An 18,596-nucleotide genomic window follows, 5' to 3' on the forward strand; every position below is an offset into this window, starting at 1 on the left:
ATCTGAAGCTTCCAAGTTATTTCTCAATAAAATGAAAAACACCCCTTATCAAAGGGGTGCTAGCGTTATATTATTGCAGAAATTGCAGAACCGCCTGGTTCACGAGTTTACCATCGGCGCGACCTTTGACCTTAGGCATCAGTGCGCTCATCACCTTACCCATTTCACTTTTCGAAGAAGCACCGGTTTCCTGGATGGTCTGCTGTACAATTACTTTAATTTCTTCTTCGGAAAGCTGATCTGGAAGGTATTTCATGATAATCTCGATTTCTGCCTTCGTACTCGCGGCAAGCTCGTCGCGACCCGCTGATTCAAATTCTTGGAGGGCATCTTTGCGCTGTTTGATTTCACGACTAAGGATATCAAGCACTTCGTTGTCGTCTAATGTTCTCTTCAAATCTATTTCAAGATACTTTATTGTAGAACGAACCATTCGAATCGTGGAGAGTGTGAACTTGTCCTTACTCTTCATCGCTTGCTTCATATCTTCGTTCAATCGTTCGCTAAGATTCATGCGTGGGTAATCCTCCTAAAACTTTCTCTTACGAGCAGCCTCAGACTTCTTCTTGCGCTTTACGCTTGGCTTTTCATAATGCTTGCGTTTCTTCACCTCAGCCAAGACACCATCCTTAGCAATGGAACGTTTAAAGCGACGAAGTGCAGCATCAATTGTCTCGTTTTTGCGAACTTTCGTTTCAGACACCAGTTTTCCCTCCCTCCGACCAGACCGTCCAAGAGCATAACAACACGGTTCATCAAATTTCATTATAGGTCAAAGCGAAATAAGGTGTCAACCTTCGTGTCATTCTTTTTTTGGGCCGGGTGCTTCCGTATTTGATTTCTGTTAAGCGTGGGATGTCGAGCTGCCGACAAGCGCGCCTAATTTGGTACCGCCAAGCAAGTGATAATGGAGATGAGGCACGGCTTGTCCGCTGTCCGGTCCACAATTGTTAATCAGACGGTACCCGCTGTCCGCAATCCCGAGCTCTACAGCAATTTGCTGTGCTACAGCGTGAATCTCCCCGATCAGCGGCAGGTCCTCCGGTGCAACATCATTCATGGAAGCAATGAACTTCTTAGGAATGATCAGTACATGAACCGGGGCTGCAGGCTCTATATCATAGAAAGCCAGAATCCGTTCATTCTCGAAGACCTTCTTGGAAGGGATTGAACCCTCAATAATTTTGCTAAACACGGTTTCCATGGGAATGCTTCCTCCTGTCAGTTTTGGTGAAAGTCCAGCAAGTTCATTTGGCCTCTGCAAGCTATGCTTGGGAACGGCTTTCTTCGCGGCATCATAATTGATGTCTATAATCATACAGGATAATTCCGGATTGGGAAAGGCGCCGGGGAACATGCACTGTATAAGTCACTTCTGGGCCTATAATTTGTCCGGATTATTATTGCAAACCTCAAAATAACCATAATATGTTATTAATTACATTTGTTAATCAAAAATAAAACTATTGATTTTACTTTTTATGGTAATAAAATAAAGGGGCGTTCTTTTCCACAACTCCATGAAAATAAGAAAAAATATTGAATCCAGAAAAAGAAGGGGGTTGTTAAGAAATGAGTACAGGAACAGAAGATACTGCTATTTTCGGACAATACCAAGCTCGGTGAATAGCTGCTGCCTCATTCCATGAACCGATTCCATCTTCCAAAAAGGAGTTTTCCCTCATGAAAAATCATGTGATTTATCAGGTTTCCACAATGATTGCCCTGCTGAGCGGCCAGTATGACGGATCAGTGAGTTTTGGCAAGCTGAAAGAATACGGAGATTTCGGCATCGGGACCTTCCATCAGCTGGACGGTGAAATGATTGCCTTCGACGGAGGCTTCTATCATCTGTACCCGGACGGCAGCGCCAGACCAGCAAGTCTGGAAGAGAGCACCCCCTTCTCTACCGTGACCTTCTTTGAGCAGGATCAGACGCTGCTGGTGCACACACCCCTGGCCCGGAGCGAGCTTGAACAGGTGATCCATACGCTCTTGCCGAGTCCAAATATATTTTATGCGATCCGAATCGACGGACATTTCCGCGAGGTGCACACACGCACTGTTTCGCATCAAGACAAGCCTTACAAGCCCTTTGTTGAGGTGACGGAGAACGAGCCGCCGTTCCATTTCTCTAATGAGGACGGAGTGATCGCCGGCTTCTGGATGCCAGCGTTTGCCCAGGGGATCGGAGTCTCAGGATATCATTTGCATTATATTAACGATGCCCGCAACGGAGGAGGACATGTTCTTGACTTTATAGTGGAGCACTGCACGATATCGATTTGCAGCAGTGAGGATTTCCGGTTGAAGCTACCGCACAATGATGATTATTTAAAAGCCGATTTAGCTGCTGCTTCACTCAATGAAGATATAGCAGCCGCCGAAGGCCCTCGCTAAGCGGCTTATGGCTTAACTAGAAGTTTATTTGCACAAAAAAAGAAACACCCTGCTCAGCTTAGAAAGCTGATTCGGCGGCGGACGTATGAAAAGGAGAAATGCTCCCGGTCATACGTCCGCCGAGGTGTTTCAAATGATGTCGGCTTAGCTGTATTATAACAACGGGATGATGCTGTATCTGTGACAGTTATCACACTAAATGCCGGACATCACATTTTTTCCAGTATAATCCGCGATCCCCCGCCTCCCTGCTCTGCCGGGATGACAACCAGCTTGCGGGGCAGGCGTGCTCTGAGCTCGGGAACGTGGCTGATAATGCCTACAGAGAGCTGATCATTATGCAATCTTTCGAGCGAAGTGATAACGGTATCGAGCAGATCCGGGTCCAGTGTGCCAAAGCCTTCATCCAGAAAAAAGAACTGCAGCGGGTACTGCCCGCGAAGCTGAATCTGCGCCGAAAGCGCCAGCGCCAGGGACAAAGAGGTCAGGAAGGTCTCCCGCCGGACAAAGTGGATACAGGACGCCGCACGCCGCCATTCCCGTCATCCCGAATCACAAACCCTCCCCCGGAATCAACCTCAAGCGCATAACGCTGCTTGCTCAGGAAACGCAGCCGCTGTGAAGCGGCCTGGCATACCTGCATCAGCTGCTCCTCGGCAATATACTCCACAAAAGCATTTCCGCGCAGCACAGTTTGCAGCTTGGACAGCCGGTCCTGAAGGGCCGCATGCTCCGCACGCTCGCCTTCCAGCTCCATCCAGCGGATATGCCGGTGCTGCAGATCTTCCAGATCGCGTTCAGCGCGGGCCCGGCCCTGCAGTGCAGCCTCATCGTCTTCCTTGCATCTGCGCAGAGTCTCCTGACTTTCCTGCCACTCTTCTGCGCTGAGCACAGCCCCTTCCAGCTTCTCTTCAATATTCCGCAGCTGGAGCGCAACTTCAGCTTCACCGTCACGGTGAGCCCGCACCCGGGCAGCAGCCTCTGCCCGTTCCTCCGGCGCAAGTGCAGCGCCCTCCACCTCGGAGGCGGATTCAAACGCTGAGGTCTGGAGGCAATCCTGCCAAATCGAGACTGCGGCCTCGGAATGCTCACGGGCGGACTCCGCCGCCTGACGGCTGATAGCGGCTTCCTTCACCGCATGCTGTGCCTGTTCTGCTGCCGAGCGGTGAAGCTGTCTGCTGCTCTCCAGTCCTGTCTGCAGCTCCTGCAGGCGTTTCTCGCATTCTGCCAGCAATGCAGCGGCCGCCCGGCCGCCGGTCCACTGGAGCAGGCGCTGCTCCTTCTCCCGCTCCAGCGCTTCTTTGCCTTCAAGCTGCGCGTTCCACTGGGCCAAGTCTCTGTCCAAAGCTGCAATCTCCTCCTGCAGCGCCTGCACGGAAGTGCTCTTGTCATCCAGAAACTTGACACTGATCTCCAGCCGTCCTCTGATCTCCTCAGCCTGCTCATCCTTCTTCAGCATTTCACGGTAGGCATGTTCGGCTGTTTCCGGTGCCAGCTCCGGAAACAGCCGTGACCATTCCTCCCGGAGCTCTTCCAGCTGCCGGTCCAGATCTCCGGCCTTGGCTGTCAGGCCTTGCAGCCACACTGCTTCGGCTTCCACCGCCGCAGTTTCCTTGTGGCTCAGCTGCTGCTGCTCCTGCAAGGAACGCTGCCACTCTGCTGCAACCCGGCGCAATTCACCGGAACGGGACTTCAGCGCAGAAAATTCAGCTTCCAAGCGGGACAGGGCCTGCTCATCAGGAACTGTGGGGGAACCGGAAGCTGCATCGGGACCCGAAGCAGCCGCTGCCTGCGATGGATCAAGAGAGTCCTGGACTGCTTCATGGCTGGAGGGGGCCGGTGAACGCGATAGGTCAAAAGAGCCCTGGGCAGCTTCAAAGCTGGAAAGGGCCGCAGGACGCGATGGGTCATCAGAGTTCCGAGCCGCTGCAAGGCTGGAAGGCGCCGCAGAAGCCGCGGTACCGCCGCGCTGCTCCATTCCTGCAGCCGCAGGTGCTGCGAAGGATTCTGCCGCCTCTGCGCCGTATACCTGCTCCAGCCAGGCCATGTCTTGCTCCAGCAGGCCCCGGAACCAATGCCGCGCTTCAAGCGCCCGTCTGCCCAGGGTCCTGGACTGTTCGAGCTGACGTTCCAGCTCTTCCCGCCCGGCGCTGTCCTCTGCCAGCGCCGGCGCGGGTGGTGGAGGCTGCCGCAGACCGGACAAGGCTGCCCGTCCTGCAGTTCACTGGCGAGCGACAGGGAGAGCCGGTGCAGCTCTTGGCCTTTGAGCGCCGCCGCAAGCGTGCTTCCATGAAGCTCCAGCTGACCGGCGGCGGCCTCTGCTGCGGCCTCCCCGGCGCGCAGCTGTTCCAGGTGCAGCGCTGCGGCGGCGATTCCCCCGCCGCGCTGCGCCTCAAGCGACCGCTGCCGATCCCCGGCGGCAGCCAGCCGCGCCTCTGCCGCCGCGAGTACCGCGGCGCGCTCGGCGCGTTCACGTTCCGCCGTCTCCCGCTGGGAGGAGGCGGAACGCAGGCCTTGCAGCCGCTGCATGGCTTCCTGCAGCGACTGCCGCTCCTGGGAGCGGACCGCTAACGGCTGCAGGCTCTGCTGCAGCTCGTGCTGGCGCTTTTGGCCCTTGGCCAAAAGCTCACGCTCCCGGGCCATGCTCTCCCGCCGGGCAGCCAGCCCGCGGGAGGCCTCGTCGCGGCGCTCCAGCACCGCCGCGCGCTCGCGCCGCAGCCCGCCGAGCTCAGCTTCCAGCTCGAGCGCGCGGCGGTACGTATCCGCCCCCTGCCGGAGGGCGGGTTCCTCCGCAGCCAGCGCGGCCTGCGCGGCCGCTTCAGCTGCGGCCAGCTCCGCCGCCTTCCGCTCGGCGGCGGCGGCCTGCACCTCCTGGCCCTCCGCGCGGGCCAGGCGGCTCTTCCAGGCCTCTTCCGCGCTGCGCCAGGCTTTCAGCGCGGGCAGCATGTTCTCGGCTTCGTCAGACTTGCCGAGCTTCTGCTCCAGCAGGAGAATGTCTGCCTCCTGCGCGAGCAAAGCCTGGCGCTGCCCCTCGCGCCGGGCGCGCTCGTCCTGCAGCTCGCGGATGCGGGCATAACGTTCCGCGCGCTGCACCGCCTCATCCAGCCGCTTGCGGCAGTCTGCCGCCTGCCGGACCGCTTCCTGCAGCCGTCCGGCGGCAGCCTCAACATCCGCCTTGCCTGCACTGCCCAGCCCCTGCTGCTCGGCTTCCAGCGCCCGCAGGGCGGCTTCATTCTCCTTGACCCGGCGGCTGAGCTTCAGCGCCAGCCCGTCGCCATACTGCTCCAGATGAAAAAGACGCTGCAGCATTTGTCTGCGGTCCACGCCGCGCAGCGACAGAAATTCGGCAAATTTCCCCTGCGGCAGTACAACGGCACGGGTGAAGTCATCCATTTTGAGCCCGATATGCTCTTCCACGCACCGGGTAACATCCGCGAGCTTGTCGGCCAGCACATGATCACCGTCTGCGGCAACTTCAATGAAACGGCTGATCGTATTGCTCACCGACTGGTCTCCGGTCCGTTTGAATTTCCGTTCCACCCTGTAGCGGCGGGGACCGGAAGAGGAAGTGAGCTCAAAAGTAAAAGCAACGCTTAACTGGTCCTCGGAATGGTTCATGATGCCCTGGGTCCCATTGACCGCACGTTCCACCTTCCCGTACATTGCCAGGGTTATCGCGTCCAGCACGCTGGATTTGCCGCTTCCCGTCGGTCCGAAAATACCGAACAGCCCCGTCTCCGTCAGACTTCCAAAATCAATCTCCTGCTGCTCTCTATAGCTTTGGAGTCCGGCTACTTTTAGTAGAATTGGTTTCACTTCAGTTCTCCTCCCCTTCCGCAGACTCGAGCCGCTCTTCTTCCGCCAGCTCCAGGAACAGCTCGATCAGGCTGTCCTCAGGCTCTGCCCCGCCGGTCTGCCGCTGATAAAATCTGCGGAACAGCTCCTGCACCGGCATGCGCGAGCGGGCCATCTCCTCAAGCTCCTGCTCCATCTGCGGATAAACCGGGCGGATATGTATAATCCCCTCGCGGGATTTGCGCAGCCGCTGGATATCATTCAGCGACATCGCTTCCGTGAGGCGGAGCTCCAGGTCAATAAAAGCTGTGGCGTCCCGGCCCTCATCCAGCCAGCCGTAGACCTCCTGCAAGCCTCCGGAGGACTTCCAGTTCACCAGAGGACGGCCGCAGCGGAGATAAATTTCCTCGAAAGAGGGTTCGGCTCCGGGCACAACCTCTATCAATGCCACGGACTTCGCCTGGCCGGCTTCGGAGAAGCTGTAGGCCAGCGGCGATCCGCTGTAACGGATCATGCTGTCGCCTTTTACGCGCTGGGCGCGGTGCAGATGCCCCAACGCTGTATACTGTGCACCGCATGACAACGCTGAAGGATCTACAGTGTACGCTCCGCCGACCTGAATAGGCCGCTCGGAGTCACTCTCCACTCCGCCCAGCACATAGATATGGCTCATCGCCAGATTGACGGTCTGCGGCGTGAATTCCCGGCCCAGCAGATTCATCAGCCTGCCGACCCGGGCACTATAGGCAAGGCGAAGCTCATCTTCTCCCGCATCCCCGGCAAGGAGCTCGCCAAGCCGTGCTTCGGAGGGGTAAGGGAGCGCAGCGATTTTGGCAACCTCGCCTGTACGTGCGGCATGAACCGTCACCGGTTCGGAGGTAGGCATGCCTACCAGTGTAATGCCTTGCCTGCGGACAAGCGGGGATACGGACGCGACACGCTCCGGCTGATCGTGATTGCCGGAGATGACCACAAGCGGCCTGCCATCCGCAGTCAGCCGGGCGGCTGCATCGTAGAACAGCTGCTCCGCCGCTGCCGGCGGATTCACAGAGTCATAGACATCCCCCGCCATCAAGATAAGATCTGCCTGGGATGCATCGGCAATCTCCACCAGCTCATCGATGAACTGCTCCTGCTCCTTCTGCCGGCTTCTTCCTTCCAGCGTCCGCCCCAGATGCCAGTCTCCCGTATGCAAAATGCGCATTTACGCCCTCTTTTCCCCGCCCGTCATGCGGCTTTGATAGATTAATAAGATTGATTTATATAATAGATAGATTTATAGATTCCAGTCATATCCAAGGATAGATTTATAGCTTCACTGCATGTCCGCCATCAAAAAAGTACAGCCAGATCTCGGAGACCGGCTCCCCCAGAATGGCCAGCAGCGCCTTGCTGTACAGCTCCAGCTGAAAACGGTACTTCTCCTTAAGGGTTTCCAATCCGCCCTGATGCTCCAGCACAGCATCGGTCTTATAATCCAGCAGAATCAGCCGCCCCTCTTCCCGGAACAGGCAGTCGATAACACCTTGAATCAGGACAGATTCACCAAAGGCCTCGTTTCCTGCAGGAGCTTCAAGCCCCGCTGCCGCTTCATTCAGATACTCAAGGCCATGATACGCTTCACCGGCCGGTACCATATAACTGAACGGCTGCTCTCTTCTTTTCCAGGAGGCTCCGATCAGTCTGCGGCCCATTTCCCCTGAATAAAACGCCTCAATATCACTAATTTCTACAGCCTCAGCCTGCTCGCCGGTAAGTATGGCCAGCCGCGTAAGGCGTGCGATTGTGGCTTCCAGAACAGACCGGTCTACCACACCCTCCAGCGGCATATGCTGCATCACGGTATGATAGGCCGTCCCCCGCTCTGAAGGCGACAAGCCCCGCTTCTCCATAAACTTCGGACGCTGCAGATGCAGACTGTCCGTCCCTGCCGCCCCGCGCGTCAGGCTGAGCCCTGCATCACCATACAGGGATTCTTCCAGCAAATCGTATGACGGCTGCTCCTGCATGGACAGCATCGATTTCAGTTCGGTGACTGAGGTTTTAGCGGGAATCCCGGATGCGGCTGCATAAGGATACACCCATTTCAAGCGCCCGGTTACTTCGGCCTCTCTTGCAGCGCTCCCGTTGGGAACACGGCGGCCGTGCCGGAGGGCTTCAAGCGCAGCCTGCCGTTCCTCATTCTGATCCGCAGTACCCGATCCAGCCAGAGCTGACCCGGAACTGAGCTCCTGCGCGTTCACCGCAGAGATGCTCCAATTGGAAGCATCGCCATGGAGCACCGCAGATACAGGCCCATCGGCACCTGCCAGCTTGCGCAGGATAGCCGCGCGGGGATGGCGGATCAGCGCCGGCCCCACCCAATCCAAATAGCTGCGGCCCCGGGCCAGCATATGGTCTTCCAGCAGCATTTGCTCCCGGCCCTGCACACTGCTCCAGCCCGCAAGGGTGCGGGGCAAATCCCGCACGGTGCCGACCAGGATCATTTTGTCGCGCGGCCGGGTTAATCCGACATAGAGTACACGCATTTCCTCGGCCAGCAGTTCCAGACGGGAGCGGCGGCTAATCGCCAGATAAGGCAGTGTTGGATAAGTGACCCGGGTTTTGGGCTCTACAAAACGCGGCCCGAATCCAAGCTCTTCATGCATCAGGAAAGGAGAATGCAAATCCTGGCGGTTGAACGGCTTGGCCATTCCTGCCAGGAAGACCACGGGAAACTCCAGACCTTTGGACTTGTGGATGGTCATAATGCGGACCCCCCCGGCTTCCTCGCCGGTTCCTCCCGCTGCGCCCAGGTCGCCGCCGTTTTCTCTCAGCCGGTTAATGAATACCAGGAAGCGGAACAAGCCGCGTGCATTGGTATCATTCTCAAACTGAACAGCCCGGTCATACAGCGCTGTAAGATTATTCTGGCGCTGGAAGCCGCCAGGCAGACCGCCGACCCATTCCAGATAACCGCTCTCTGTGTAGATACGCCAGATCAATGTGCTGAGGCTTCCCTGGCGGGCAGCAGTTCTCCAGCCCTCAAGCTGCCTCAGGAAAACTTGCAGCTTCTTCCGCAGCTTCCCGGAAATCTCCGGCATTGCCGCTTTTCCTGCCATATGGTCTGCAGACGGGCCGTCTCCCGCCGGGCTTTCATTAGGTGCAGCCGGATCATCAGAGTTGGAAGCGCCTGACTTGAGCGCATGATGGCCGCCAGGCGCATCCCCTGTCTCAGTCTGCTCTCCGGCAGCCGCCAGCACTGCATCCAAAAATGAACCATCGCTGCAGAGACGCACCGCTGCCAGTTCTTCCTCGCGCAGATTCACCACAGGCGACCGGAGGACGCCGGCCAGAGGAATGTCCTGCCGGGGATTGTCCACAATCTGCAGCAGTGAAAGGGCAATTTCCACCTCGGTAGCCTGAAAATAGCCTTTGTTCTGATCCCCGTATGCCGGAATACCCTCCAGGCGCAGCTCTTCGACCATCAGCGGAGTCCAGATCCGGGCAGACCGCAGCAGAATCACAATGTCCCCGTAAACAACCGGGCGCATGATCTTCAAGGCTTTATCATAGATCATCAGCGGCTCACCGCCGCTCATGCCGGTCATCTGGGAGATGCGCCGGACGATAGCTCTTGCTTCAAGCTGTGCGGTTTCACTCTCCATTGCTTCATTTTCTTGCGCAGGAAGCTCCCCGTCCTCAGCAGATTCCTCTGTACGTGAAGACGATGATGCTCCCCGGTCAATAAGCAGCAGCTCAGGGGCAAAATAAGTGTCCGGCCCCTTCTCCGCCGCACCCGGAAAATGGGCTCCGTAAACCAGCTCCGCCCGCTCATCATAGCTTATTTCAGCAACCGTACTGTCCATAATCTGCCGGAAAATCATATTCACGGCATTTACGACCTCCAGACGGCTGCGGAAATTGCGGGCCAGATCAATAACGGAGCCGCCGGGCTTGCTTGGTTCAAGGGCTTCAACAGCCCCGGCAGCCTCATGGCTGCCGGTTAAGGCATCATTGCCGCGGTCCGCGGCTGAACCAAAGCTCTTATATTTATCCAGGAACAATCCCGGCTCCGCCAGCCTGAACCGGTAAATGCTCTGCTTCATATCTCCGACCATAAACCGGTTCCCCGGCGATTCCCGGGAAATCAGCCGCACAATTTCCTCCTGCACGCTGTTCGTATCCTGATATTCATCCAGCAGTACCTCGTCGAACTGGTCCCGGTACTCCATCGCCGCATCCGAAGGCAGCGAATGTCCGGGTTCTGAATCTTCATGCCGCAGGATTTGCAGGCAATAATGCTCCAGGTCGCTGAAATCGACTATTCCCCGGCCTGCCTTCTCGATCCGGTAGCGTTCCCCGAATTCGATGACCGTCTCAGCCAGCTCCCGCATCAGCGGAGCGGCCTCATGCAGTTCAGCCAAAAAGGCTTCAGCGGGGCGGCCAAAAAGCGATTTTTGCAGCTCCAGCAAGCTTTTCTTCACATTGTCACGCAGTTCCTTAACCCGCTCCTGCAGCCCCGGGTCGGTCGAATCCTTCTTGCAGGCCTTCAGCTTCCCAAACGATATTTCAATAAAAATATTATACAGCTCGGCCCACGGACGGAATTCCAGCGCTTCCTGCAGCGCCTGCACCATTTCCAGATCCGCAGCCAGATTGTCTGCGTAAGGAGCGGGGCCGCCGGGCTGCAGGGCAATTTCCCGGCCCTGGCGCAGCTGACTCGCCGCGCCGTCCAGCGTGAGCTTCGCTTCCGCCAGGATGCTCTGCACCCATGGCGTGCGGCTCAGGGCCTCCGTATCCGGCAGCGAGAAATCCGCTGCGGTGTCCCGCAGCCACTGTGCCGGCCAGGGATGGCTGCGCGCAAAATCATGCAGCCGCTGCACCAGGGAATGGACAGCATCATCGCTGCGCTCGCCGCTGAACCAGTCAGCCAGCCGCACAAACACTGTATCCTCCCCGTCTCCGGCAACCTCCCCATATTTCTCTTCCAGCAGCTCTTCAAGCAGCTCCTGGCGCATCATCTCCGCCTCATGCTCATTCAGAATCCGGAAGCCCGGATCAATGGGGATGAGCTGGTAATAACGCCGGATCACCTCCAGGCAAAAGGAATGCAGCGTCGTAATCGAAGCTCTGCCAAGCAGGGCAAGCTGACGGCGCAGATGCTCATTGCCATGGCTTTCTTCCTCTTTCCCGGAGCTTTCTTCCTCCAGCTTCCGTTCCAGTGCCTCGCGGATGCGTTGCCGCATTTCGGCAGCCGCTGCTTTGGTAAAGGTAGCCACCAGCAGCCTGTCCACACTGAACCCGTTCTCCTCATTGCTGATTTTACGGATAATCCGCTCCACCAGCACCGCTGTTTTGCCGGAGCCCGCCGCCGCCGCGACCAGGATATCGTCACCGCTCTCGGCAATGGCGCGCCACTGGTCATCGCTCCATAGGCTGCCTTCCGGCTTGGGTTCTATTTCCGCTCTCCGTATCATGGCTTCTCTCCTCCTTCGCGGGACAGCAGGTCCCAGATGACTTCCTTGCCCGGCTTGCCGAGATTGTTGTAGGCATTGCCTTCCACGGCCTCATCGAATTGGCATACCGGCCGGAAAGAGCAGAAGGTGCAAGCTGTTTCCTGCTGTATCCGGTAAGGCTGGATCGCTACATCCCCTTCAGTAATGCGTGTCCCGATATCAGAGATGGTGCTGCGCACTGAGGACAGCAAATGCCCCCATTGCTCGGGAGTGGCTACCGAAGCACTGCTGTAAAAGCTCCCGTCGCTCTTCAGCGCCACCGGCACGATTGAGGAATACCCCTTATCCAGAGTGGTATCCATCAGGGAGACCACTTCACGGTCCGCCGTCAGCAGCCCCTTCATCTTGAACCGTTTCATCAGCTCCTGCTCTGCCTGCTCGCGGTTCATGCCGTTCGCTGAAGTCAGCAGCGGATCATGCACATGGAAATAGAGCGTTCCGGCCGGCAGGGCGGTTTGGCCGAGCCACTGCTCCGAATACGTAAGCAGAACATCGAGGTAGGTCAGCATTTGCAGGGACAGTCCGTAATAGACCTCATGCAGTTTGAGATCCTTCTGGCTTGATTTGTAGTCGATGACCCGCAGCAGGATGCCCTGTTCGCCTTCAGCCATATCCACACGGTCGATCCGGCCCACTACCTCCATCACACAGCCGTTCGGCAGTGTAATCCTCAGCGGCGGGAGATCCTTGCCCGGGCCAAAGTCCAGTTCCAGCCCCACCGGCTCAAAGCTGCCCCTCCTGGCGTGTTCACCGAGGATGACTGAGGCGCGGCCGACAATGTTTTTGAGCTTGCGGGAGATGTATCCGTAGCGTTTGCTGCTCATTAGAATTTCGCCCTGCAGGAGCGGAGAGAGCCGGTCCACGGTCTCGCCGGCTTCACGGCGGCATTCCTCCGCAGACATGCTTCCCCAGCTCCGTCCCTGCTTCTGCAGCCGCAGAGCCATATCGCTGAGAGCGGCATGGAACAGTTGTCCAATGTCCGGTGCCTTCAGCTTATACAGCTGGCGTTCCTTCAGTCTCAGTCCGTACGAAGCGAAATGCGAGAAGGCGCAGGCCACGAACTTCTCCATGCGTGACACACTTCCGCGTAGCGTTGTCCCGCCGTACAGGCGCAGACTGGTCTCCCGCTTCAACCGGATTCCTTCATTGCGGTAGAACAGGGAGCCGAGCAGCCGTTCCAGCTTCGGTCCATACTCCGCATCGGTGATAAACCAGTTATAGACATCCCACCAAAATGCGGGAATTTCCACCCCCTGGCGATACTGCCGAAGCTGCATAATGAGCATTCGCAGCGTCTGTTCCGGCTGGCTGACAAAGCTCAGATGCAGCGCTTCTAGAGTCTCTGCATCGTCTGAAACTCCAGCTGCAGACGATGGAAATCCGGAAACGAAATACTCTTTCAGTGCTCCAGGAAACATGCCGTGCAATTGGCGGATAATTTCCGATGGCAGCAGCGCCTTGCCCTCTTCATCCGCTGTCGCGTAACTGATCCAGAGCTTGCGGCTCGCCGTAGTGAGTGTATTGTAGATCAGAAAGCGCTCATCGAGCAGCTTGCGGGAAGAGCCGGGAGCAAGCTCCATTCCCGCATTCTCCAGCAGCAGACGCTCCCCTTCCGAGAGAATGCCGTCTTCCTTGAACTGGGCAGGAACAACACCTTCATTAAATCCCAGCAAAAAGGCATATTTGACACCCGATACCCGGGTGCGGTCCATATTCCCTACCAGCACCTGATCCAGTGCGGGAGGCACAAGCCCCATCTTCAGTTCAGCCAGACCTGTCTCCAGCACCCCGGCGAAAACTTCAAACTCCATTCTTTCATTGCCCATCATCTCCGCAATCTGATCCAGAAGGTCCAGCACCGCACCCCACAGCTGCGTGTGCTCCCGGGCTGCCTCAGGCTGTCCAAGCTCCAAAGCCCGGGCACTCAACTGTTCCAGCTTGCGGGCGGCATCCATATCCTGCAATAAAAAATATACCGCTTTGCACAGCTCCAGACCGCTGCGGCTTTTTTTGATCCGCTGTTCAAAAGCCTGCAGCGGACCCGTAATAACCCTACGGCATGCCTCCATTTTCGCCAGCAGCTCTTCATCCACAACTCGGGCACCCTCCAGCGAAAGGCTCGGAATTCCTTTCCAGGACCGGCCATCCGTCCAGCGGTAGCCCTGAATGCCGCAGGCCAGCACGTAATTCTCCAGCGCATCCATATCCGCACGGGTCACACTGCGGTCCAATGGCAGCAGCAGCTCTGTCTTCACACAGCGGAACACATCCTCATACCGCCACCGGCGCCGCACCACATCAAAGGCAGAGCGGATAAATTCCACCAGCGGATGATGCAGCTCATTCATTTTTTGGTCAAGGAAGAACGGAATCCCGTAATCCTGGAACAGGGGGGCCACAAGCTGCTCATAATCGGCAATATTGCGCATGAATACAGCCATCTCCCCGTATTTGGCCCCTTCCTCACGGGCCAGCCGGAGCATTTCCCGCAGGCTTCCTTCCACCTCGGCTCTGCGCGAAGCGGCCGCTGTAAGGGTAATGGCCTCTGCAACGGCAGAAGCTGTACCGGTCCAGCGGTTCCGGCGTCCAAATCCCCGCTCCAAATGGGCAAGGACAGGATTCCCGGCAAAACGCGGCAGCACCGGCGGCGCCAGCAGCTCGTCCCATACCGTCAGCCCCATTTCCTCAGCCATTCCACGCAGCTTGATGTAGGTTACTGCGGCAGGATGGAACAGCTCCAATTCATGCGGCTGCAATCCCGGAGGATAAATCCGGTCCAGTGTCAATGAGACCGTAACCTTGGCGGCATACTGCATCAGCTCCCGCAGCACAGCAAATTCCTGTGTGGTGAACCCGTGAAAGCCGTCGACCCAGATTTCCGAACCACGAATATATGAGGATTCCTTAATATGCTCAGCCAGCTCGGCGAGGCGGTCCTCTTCATCGATATACAGCTGGGACATTTCCTGTTCCAGCTCGCTGAACACGATATGTAAATCATCCAGCTTGCTGGCAAGAATAGGACTCCGCAGCGTGGAATCTCGCATCCCCGACAACTGTTCCTCCAGATCAGCTGCGCCGAGGCAGCAGCGCTTCAGCTCCGTATGCAGCTGGCTAAGCCGTTCCACAAAACCCGGTCTGTCGCTTGATGCCCCGAACAGCTTCAGCTCTTCCTTGCGGCGGCTGATAATCTTGTAGATCAGCATCTTCTTGCCTTCCTCGCTGATCGGCAGGCTGGCGCTGCCGCCGGTCTCCTGCTTCACCCGGTGGGCCAGCCGCGAGAAGCTCAGGGTCTGGGCACGGATGCTGCCCTTACTCTTGCCCGTCTTCAGCAGCCCTTGCTCCGCACCAAAGGAGCCCTGCTCCGGAACAAGCACTATCATCGGGGGGCCCAGCGGCTCCCGCTCCAGAGCGGAGTTTACTTCCCTCCATATATTCGTAGTCTTTCCGCTGCCTGAGCGGCCAATCAAAAAGTGTACCGTCATCACAGTAGACTCCTTCCGAAATTATCCAATCGATTTGGTTAACCCTACAATGGCTTTGCATTTATTTACGAGAGTAAGGTAGGTATATGCGCATCTTAACTACAATCAAGTTTTGGGAGGCCGTATCTGGCGGCCACGCCTATCAACTTAATGTAAAGGTACTTTTACATTTGCTCTCACCGTTATGTGTGCTATTCGTTTATTCAACGGTATTTCTGCTTTTGCTTTTACCGCAGCAGTTTCTTCGAGCCTATGTAACGGCATTTCTGCCGCTCACTCCGCCGCCGCTGCCCGCCCCTGCTAATCCTCTGCATTCAGAAGTAGAACACTTATACTATATTAATATATTGCTGGTCTAATTTCGAAAATTTTCATATGAATCCGTCCCAATAGTATAACATACCTCTCCCATCTAGAACATATGTTTGCCATTCTTTTCATATATGAGTTAAAAAAGAAGAGCCCCATGATCAACACGGGCCTCCTCTGTAATTTCATCTTCTCGGTCGATATAAATAAGCTTTTACTGCACCGATGTTCTGACTTGATTGCATTATCTGCAACAGAATTCCTTGGCATACTGCAGTAAACAATATTCTGCTGCATTTCATACAACAGATTTCGGGGATTTAGCGTCAAAAGAGCCTTTTCCCTTAAATCTGCTGTAGGCCGAATTTCGGCGAATTAGTTTTACTTTTTCCACTAAGATTTAGTTCCTGATGAGCCTCACTCACGTTCCCCAAGCTTTCAGGTTTTCCAGTTGAACTCATAAAATACGGCGTTTATTTGCTGCGCACCTCAAAAATGGCAAATTTCAAGTAGTGGCCTTCGTCCACACCGAGAATTTGCGGGTGGTCTTTGCCGGCGGCCCGCCACTCAATGAGGCGGAGCACTTTGCCGGCATCCTTCGCCGCTTCGGCGATGGTGTCGAGGAACAGCTGCGGCTGCATGTGGTAGGAGCAGCTTGCCGTTACGAGATAGCCGCCCTCATTGACAAGCTTCATGCCGTGCAGGTTAATGTCCTTGTAGCCGCGGCAGGCTCCAGCCACCGCACTTTTGGTCTTGGCAAAAGCAGGCGGGTCGAGAATAACAACATCCCAGGTGCGCCCGCCGCCGGCGGTCATTGGCTTGGCTGTATCTGTTTTGGAGGCAGGTTTGGTGCCTGTTTTGGCATCCAATGTACCGGTGGCCCGCTCGGAGCGCTCTTCAAGGCCTTTTACCTGATTGCGCAGGAAGGCAAACGCATCGTCTACCACAAACTCCACCCGGTCGCTGAAGCCGTTCAACTCTACGTTGGCTTTGGCGCTTTCGATGGCATGTGCGGAAACGTCCAGGCAGGTCACCTTCTTGGCCCCATATTTGCAGGCATGGAGAGTGAAGCTGCCGGTATGCGCAAAGCATTCCAGCACCGTCGCACCGTCCCAATAAGGGAAGGTAACCGGCTTGCCGCTTTTGTTGACCGGAAGCGTCTGAACGGTTCCGTCCTCTGCCGCCACCTCCTGCAGCGTGATCCCGCTGCGCCCGCCCCAGCCTTGGATCAGCGGAGCAATGGAAGCCCGGTTCTCGCGCTGGTCAAAAAAGTATCCTGTCTTCTGCCCCTCTTCTATATCAACGATCACCTTGAGGCCATTCTCACTCATCGTAATGTGGCGCGGGCACTCCCCGTACAGCACTCCGGTTCTCTGTTCAAGCCCTTCCAGCTCGCGCACGCTGACATCGCTGCGCTCATATATGCCGCGCGGGGCAACGACTTCTACCAGCGCCTGCACAATCTGATCGCGGCACTTGTCCATTCCCAGCGTCAACAGCTGCACTACCAGGACCTCGCCAAACTGGTCGATAATCAGGCCGGGCAGAAAATCCGCTTCGCCATATACCAGGCGGTAGGCATCCGCTCCCGGCAGAAACCGCTGTCTATGGCGCAGGCAGCTTGCCAACCGCCCGGCAAAAAAAGCGGTATCCATAGCCGCCAGCGGACTCCGGGCGAGAATTCTCACCCGGATCTGCGAAACGGGATTGTAATAACCCGTCCCCAGATATCTCCCTTGATGATTAAACACATCCACTAATCCGCCAGGCTGCGGATCGCCGTCTACAGAGGCTACCTCGCTGGCGTAAACCCAAGGATGGCCCTGCTCCAGTCTTTTTTTACGGCTGCGTTCCAAGATAACTGATGCCAATACTTTCAACTCCCTGTTCTTGTTGATGGATTCTATACATGTCCACTTCGCTGCATTCATATATTGGTGTACAACCCCGTTCAAAGGAGCCTGCCCTTATGATCCGTGATGTGCTGTTCCCTGTCATATATGGTCTTGTAATCTTCCTCGCCGGCATGAAGCTGATGGAAGCGGCGCTGGCGAAGCTCGCCGGTCCCCTGCTCACGCGGACCCTGCATAAAGCAACCTCCACACCGTTAAAAGGCCTGATCGCCAGCAGCCTGCTGTCGGCACTGCTGCAGAGCAGCACCGCCGTAACGGTACTGACCATCGGCATGGTTAATGCCGGACTGCTGACGTATGCCCGGACACTGGGCATTATCCTTGGCAGCAACATCGGCACCTGCCTGACCACAGAGCTGATCGGCCTGCAGATCAGCCGGATGGCCGCGCCGCTGCTGGTCTTGTCGCTGTGCCTGTGGGCGGCGGCCGTCCTGCTCGGCGAGCTGCCAGCCCCAAGCACACGGATAGCCGCCTCCTGCCGCAAGCTGGCCACACCGCTGCAGTTCATCAGCCTGGCCGCAGCCGGCTTTTCGCTCGTCCTCTGGGGCATCGCGGTCATGCAGTCGATCGGTCCCGCCCTGCAGGCCAGCGGCCTCTTCCGCTGGTTCCTGGACCATGCCGCAACCAGCGCGCTCTGGGGGCTGGCTGCCGGAGCCTGCCTGACGGCGATGCTCCACAGCAGCGCGGCGGTCATCGGCATGGCTATGGGCCTTGCCAGCTCCGGTGTCATGCCGCCCGGACTTGGCATCGCCATCGTGCTTGGCGCCAACATCGGCACCTGCGTCACAGCCGTAATCGCTGCAATCGGCGGCTCGGCTTCCGGCAAATTCGTCGCCGGGTCGCATGTAGCGCTTAATGTCGGCGGCGCCCTGCTGTTCCTGCCCTTTATTCAGCAGCTGCAGGTCTTGTCCGCCTGGATGGGCGGCGGTCCCGCCGCCCAGCTCGCCCATGCCCAGACAATCTTCAATGTCGTCTGCTCCCTTGGTGTGCTGCCGCTGTGCTACCTGCCGGTATGGACCCGGCTGGAGGAACGGCTGCAACCGTAACTGCTTGTGCTTCCGCCAGCATGCGGGTGCTGTATGATGCTGTATCATTATACTTCAATCCGCTCTGCAGTTCTAATGCTATTCTCCCCTGACCGCTTCAGAGAAGCAGCCAGGGGAACGAAAAAACCCGCCACCCCCTTAAAGGCGGGT

General features: G+C 57.0%; 9 protein-coding genes and 1 pseudogene. 2 read left to right on the forward strand and 8 right to left on the reverse strand.

Features of this window, described 5'->3' with window-relative positions; genetic code table 11:
* Positions 1-70 precede the first annotated feature (70 nt).
* The 3 genes from JI735_RS01005 to JI735_RS01015 all read right to left on the reverse strand — a co-directional run bounded on the left by JI735_RS01005 (position 71) and on the right by JI735_RS01015 (position 1,204).
* Positions 71-514, reverse strand: a complete 444-nt coding sequence (locus JI735_RS01005) for a GatB/YqeY domain-containing protein (protein WP_020426367.1) — start codon at positions 512-514, stop codon at positions 71-73.
* A gap of 15 nt (positions 515-529) precedes the next feature.
* On the reverse strand, positions 530-703 hold the full coding sequence (gene rpsU, locus JI735_RS01010; protein ID WP_005547957.1) for a 30S ribosomal protein S21: 174 nt from the start codon (positions 701-703) through the stop codon (positions 530-532).
* Between the two features lie 141 nt (positions 704-844).
* Positions 845-1,204 (reverse strand): histidine triad nucleotide-binding protein, encoded by a 360-nt coding sequence (locus JI735_RS01015; RefSeq protein WP_039836976.1) that lies wholly within the window; start codon positions 1,202-1,204, stop codon positions 845-847.
* Between the two features lie 479 nt (positions 1,205-1,683).
* On the opposite strand from JI735_RS01015, the gene budA reads away from it, so the two are divergent.
* Positions 1,684-2,400 (forward strand): acetolactate decarboxylase, encoded by a 717-nt coding sequence (gene budA / locus JI735_RS01020; RefSeq protein WP_039836975.1) that lies wholly within the window; start codon positions 1,684-1,686, stop codon positions 2,398-2,400.
* 209 nt (positions 2,401-2,609) lie between these two features.
* Here budA and JI735_RS37655 read toward each other — a convergent pair.
* The 5 genes and pseudogenes from JI735_RS37655 to JI735_RS01055 all read right to left on the reverse strand — a co-directional run bounded on the left by JI735_RS37655 (position 2,610) and on the right by JI735_RS01055 (position 17,358).
* Positions 2,610-6,216 (reverse strand): annotated as a pseudogene (locus tag JI735_RS37655) (AAA family ATPase).
* Position 6,217: 1 nt separating this feature from the next.
* Complete coding sequence (locus tag JI735_RS01040; protein ID WP_039835748.1) at positions 6,218-7,399, reverse strand: exonuclease SbcCD subunit D; 1,182 nt, start codon at positions 7,397-7,399, stop codon at positions 6,218-6,220.
* A gap of 103 nt (positions 7,400-7,502) precedes the next feature.
* Positions 7,503-11,654, reverse strand: a complete 4,152-nt coding sequence (locus tag JI735_RS01045) for a UvrD-helicase domain-containing protein (protein WP_202676938.1) — start codon at positions 11,652-11,654, stop codon at positions 7,503-7,505.
* Positions 11,651-15,178: a helicase-exonuclease AddAB subunit AddB gene (gene addB / locus JI735_RS01050; protein WP_202676939.1), complete on the reverse strand. Its 3,528-nt coding sequence runs from the start codon at positions 15,176-15,178 to the stop codon at positions 11,651-11,653. The genes JI735_RS01045 and addB overlap by 4 nt, the downstream gene beginning before the upstream one ends.
* 782 nt (positions 15,179-15,960) lie before the next feature.
* The gene (locus JI735_RS01055; RefSeq protein WP_202676940.1) at positions 15,961-17,358 is read right to left on the reverse strand and encodes a class I SAM-dependent rRNA methyltransferase; all 1,398 of its coding nucleotides are present in this window, start codon (positions 17,356-17,358) and stop codon (positions 15,961-15,963) included.
* Between the two features lie 98 nt (positions 17,359-17,456).
* On the opposite strand from JI735_RS01055, the gene JI735_RS01060 reads away from it, so the two are divergent.
* A complete protein-coding gene (locus tag JI735_RS01060) occupies positions 17,457-18,446 on the forward strand; it encodes a Na/Pi cotransporter family protein (protein WP_202676941.1) in 990 nt (329 codons plus the stop codon).
* Positions 18,447-18,596: the final 150 nt, after the last annotated feature.

Source organism: Paenibacillus sonchi (assembly GCF_016772475.1).
In the GTDB taxonomy this organism is placed as follows: Bacteria; Bacillota; Bacilli; order Paenibacillales; family Paenibacillaceae; genus Paenibacillus_AQ; species Paenibacillus_AQ sonchi.

Excerpts from the sequence above, each read along its gene's own strand:
- JI735_RS01005 (WP_020426367.1), bottom strand. The coding sequence starts at position 514 with ATGAATCTTAGCGAACGATTGAACGAAGATATGAAGCAAGCGATGAAG.
- JI735_RS01015 (WP_039836976.1), bottom strand. The coding sequence starts at position 1,204 with ATGGAAACCGTGTTTAGCAAAATTATTGAGGGTTCAATCCCTTCCAAG.
- budA (WP_039836975.1), top strand. The coding sequence starts at position 1,684 with ATGAAAAATCATGTGATTTATCAGGTTTCCACAATGATTGCCCTGCTG.
- JI735_RS01040 (WP_039835748.1), bottom strand. The coding sequence starts at position 7,399 with ATGCGCATTTTGCATACGGGAGACTGGCATCTGGGGCGGACGCTGGAA.
- JI735_RS01045 (WP_202676938.1), bottom strand. The coding sequence starts at position 11,654 with ATGATACGGAGAGCGGAAATAGAACCCAAGCCGGAAGGCAGCCTATGG.
- addB (WP_202676939.1), bottom strand. The coding sequence starts at position 15,178 with ATGACGGTACACTTTTTGATTGGCCGCTCAGGCAGCGGAAAGACTACG.
- JI735_RS01060 (WP_202676941.1), top strand. The coding sequence starts at position 17,457 with ATGATCCGTGATGTGCTGTTCCCTGTCATATATGGTCTTGTAATCTTC.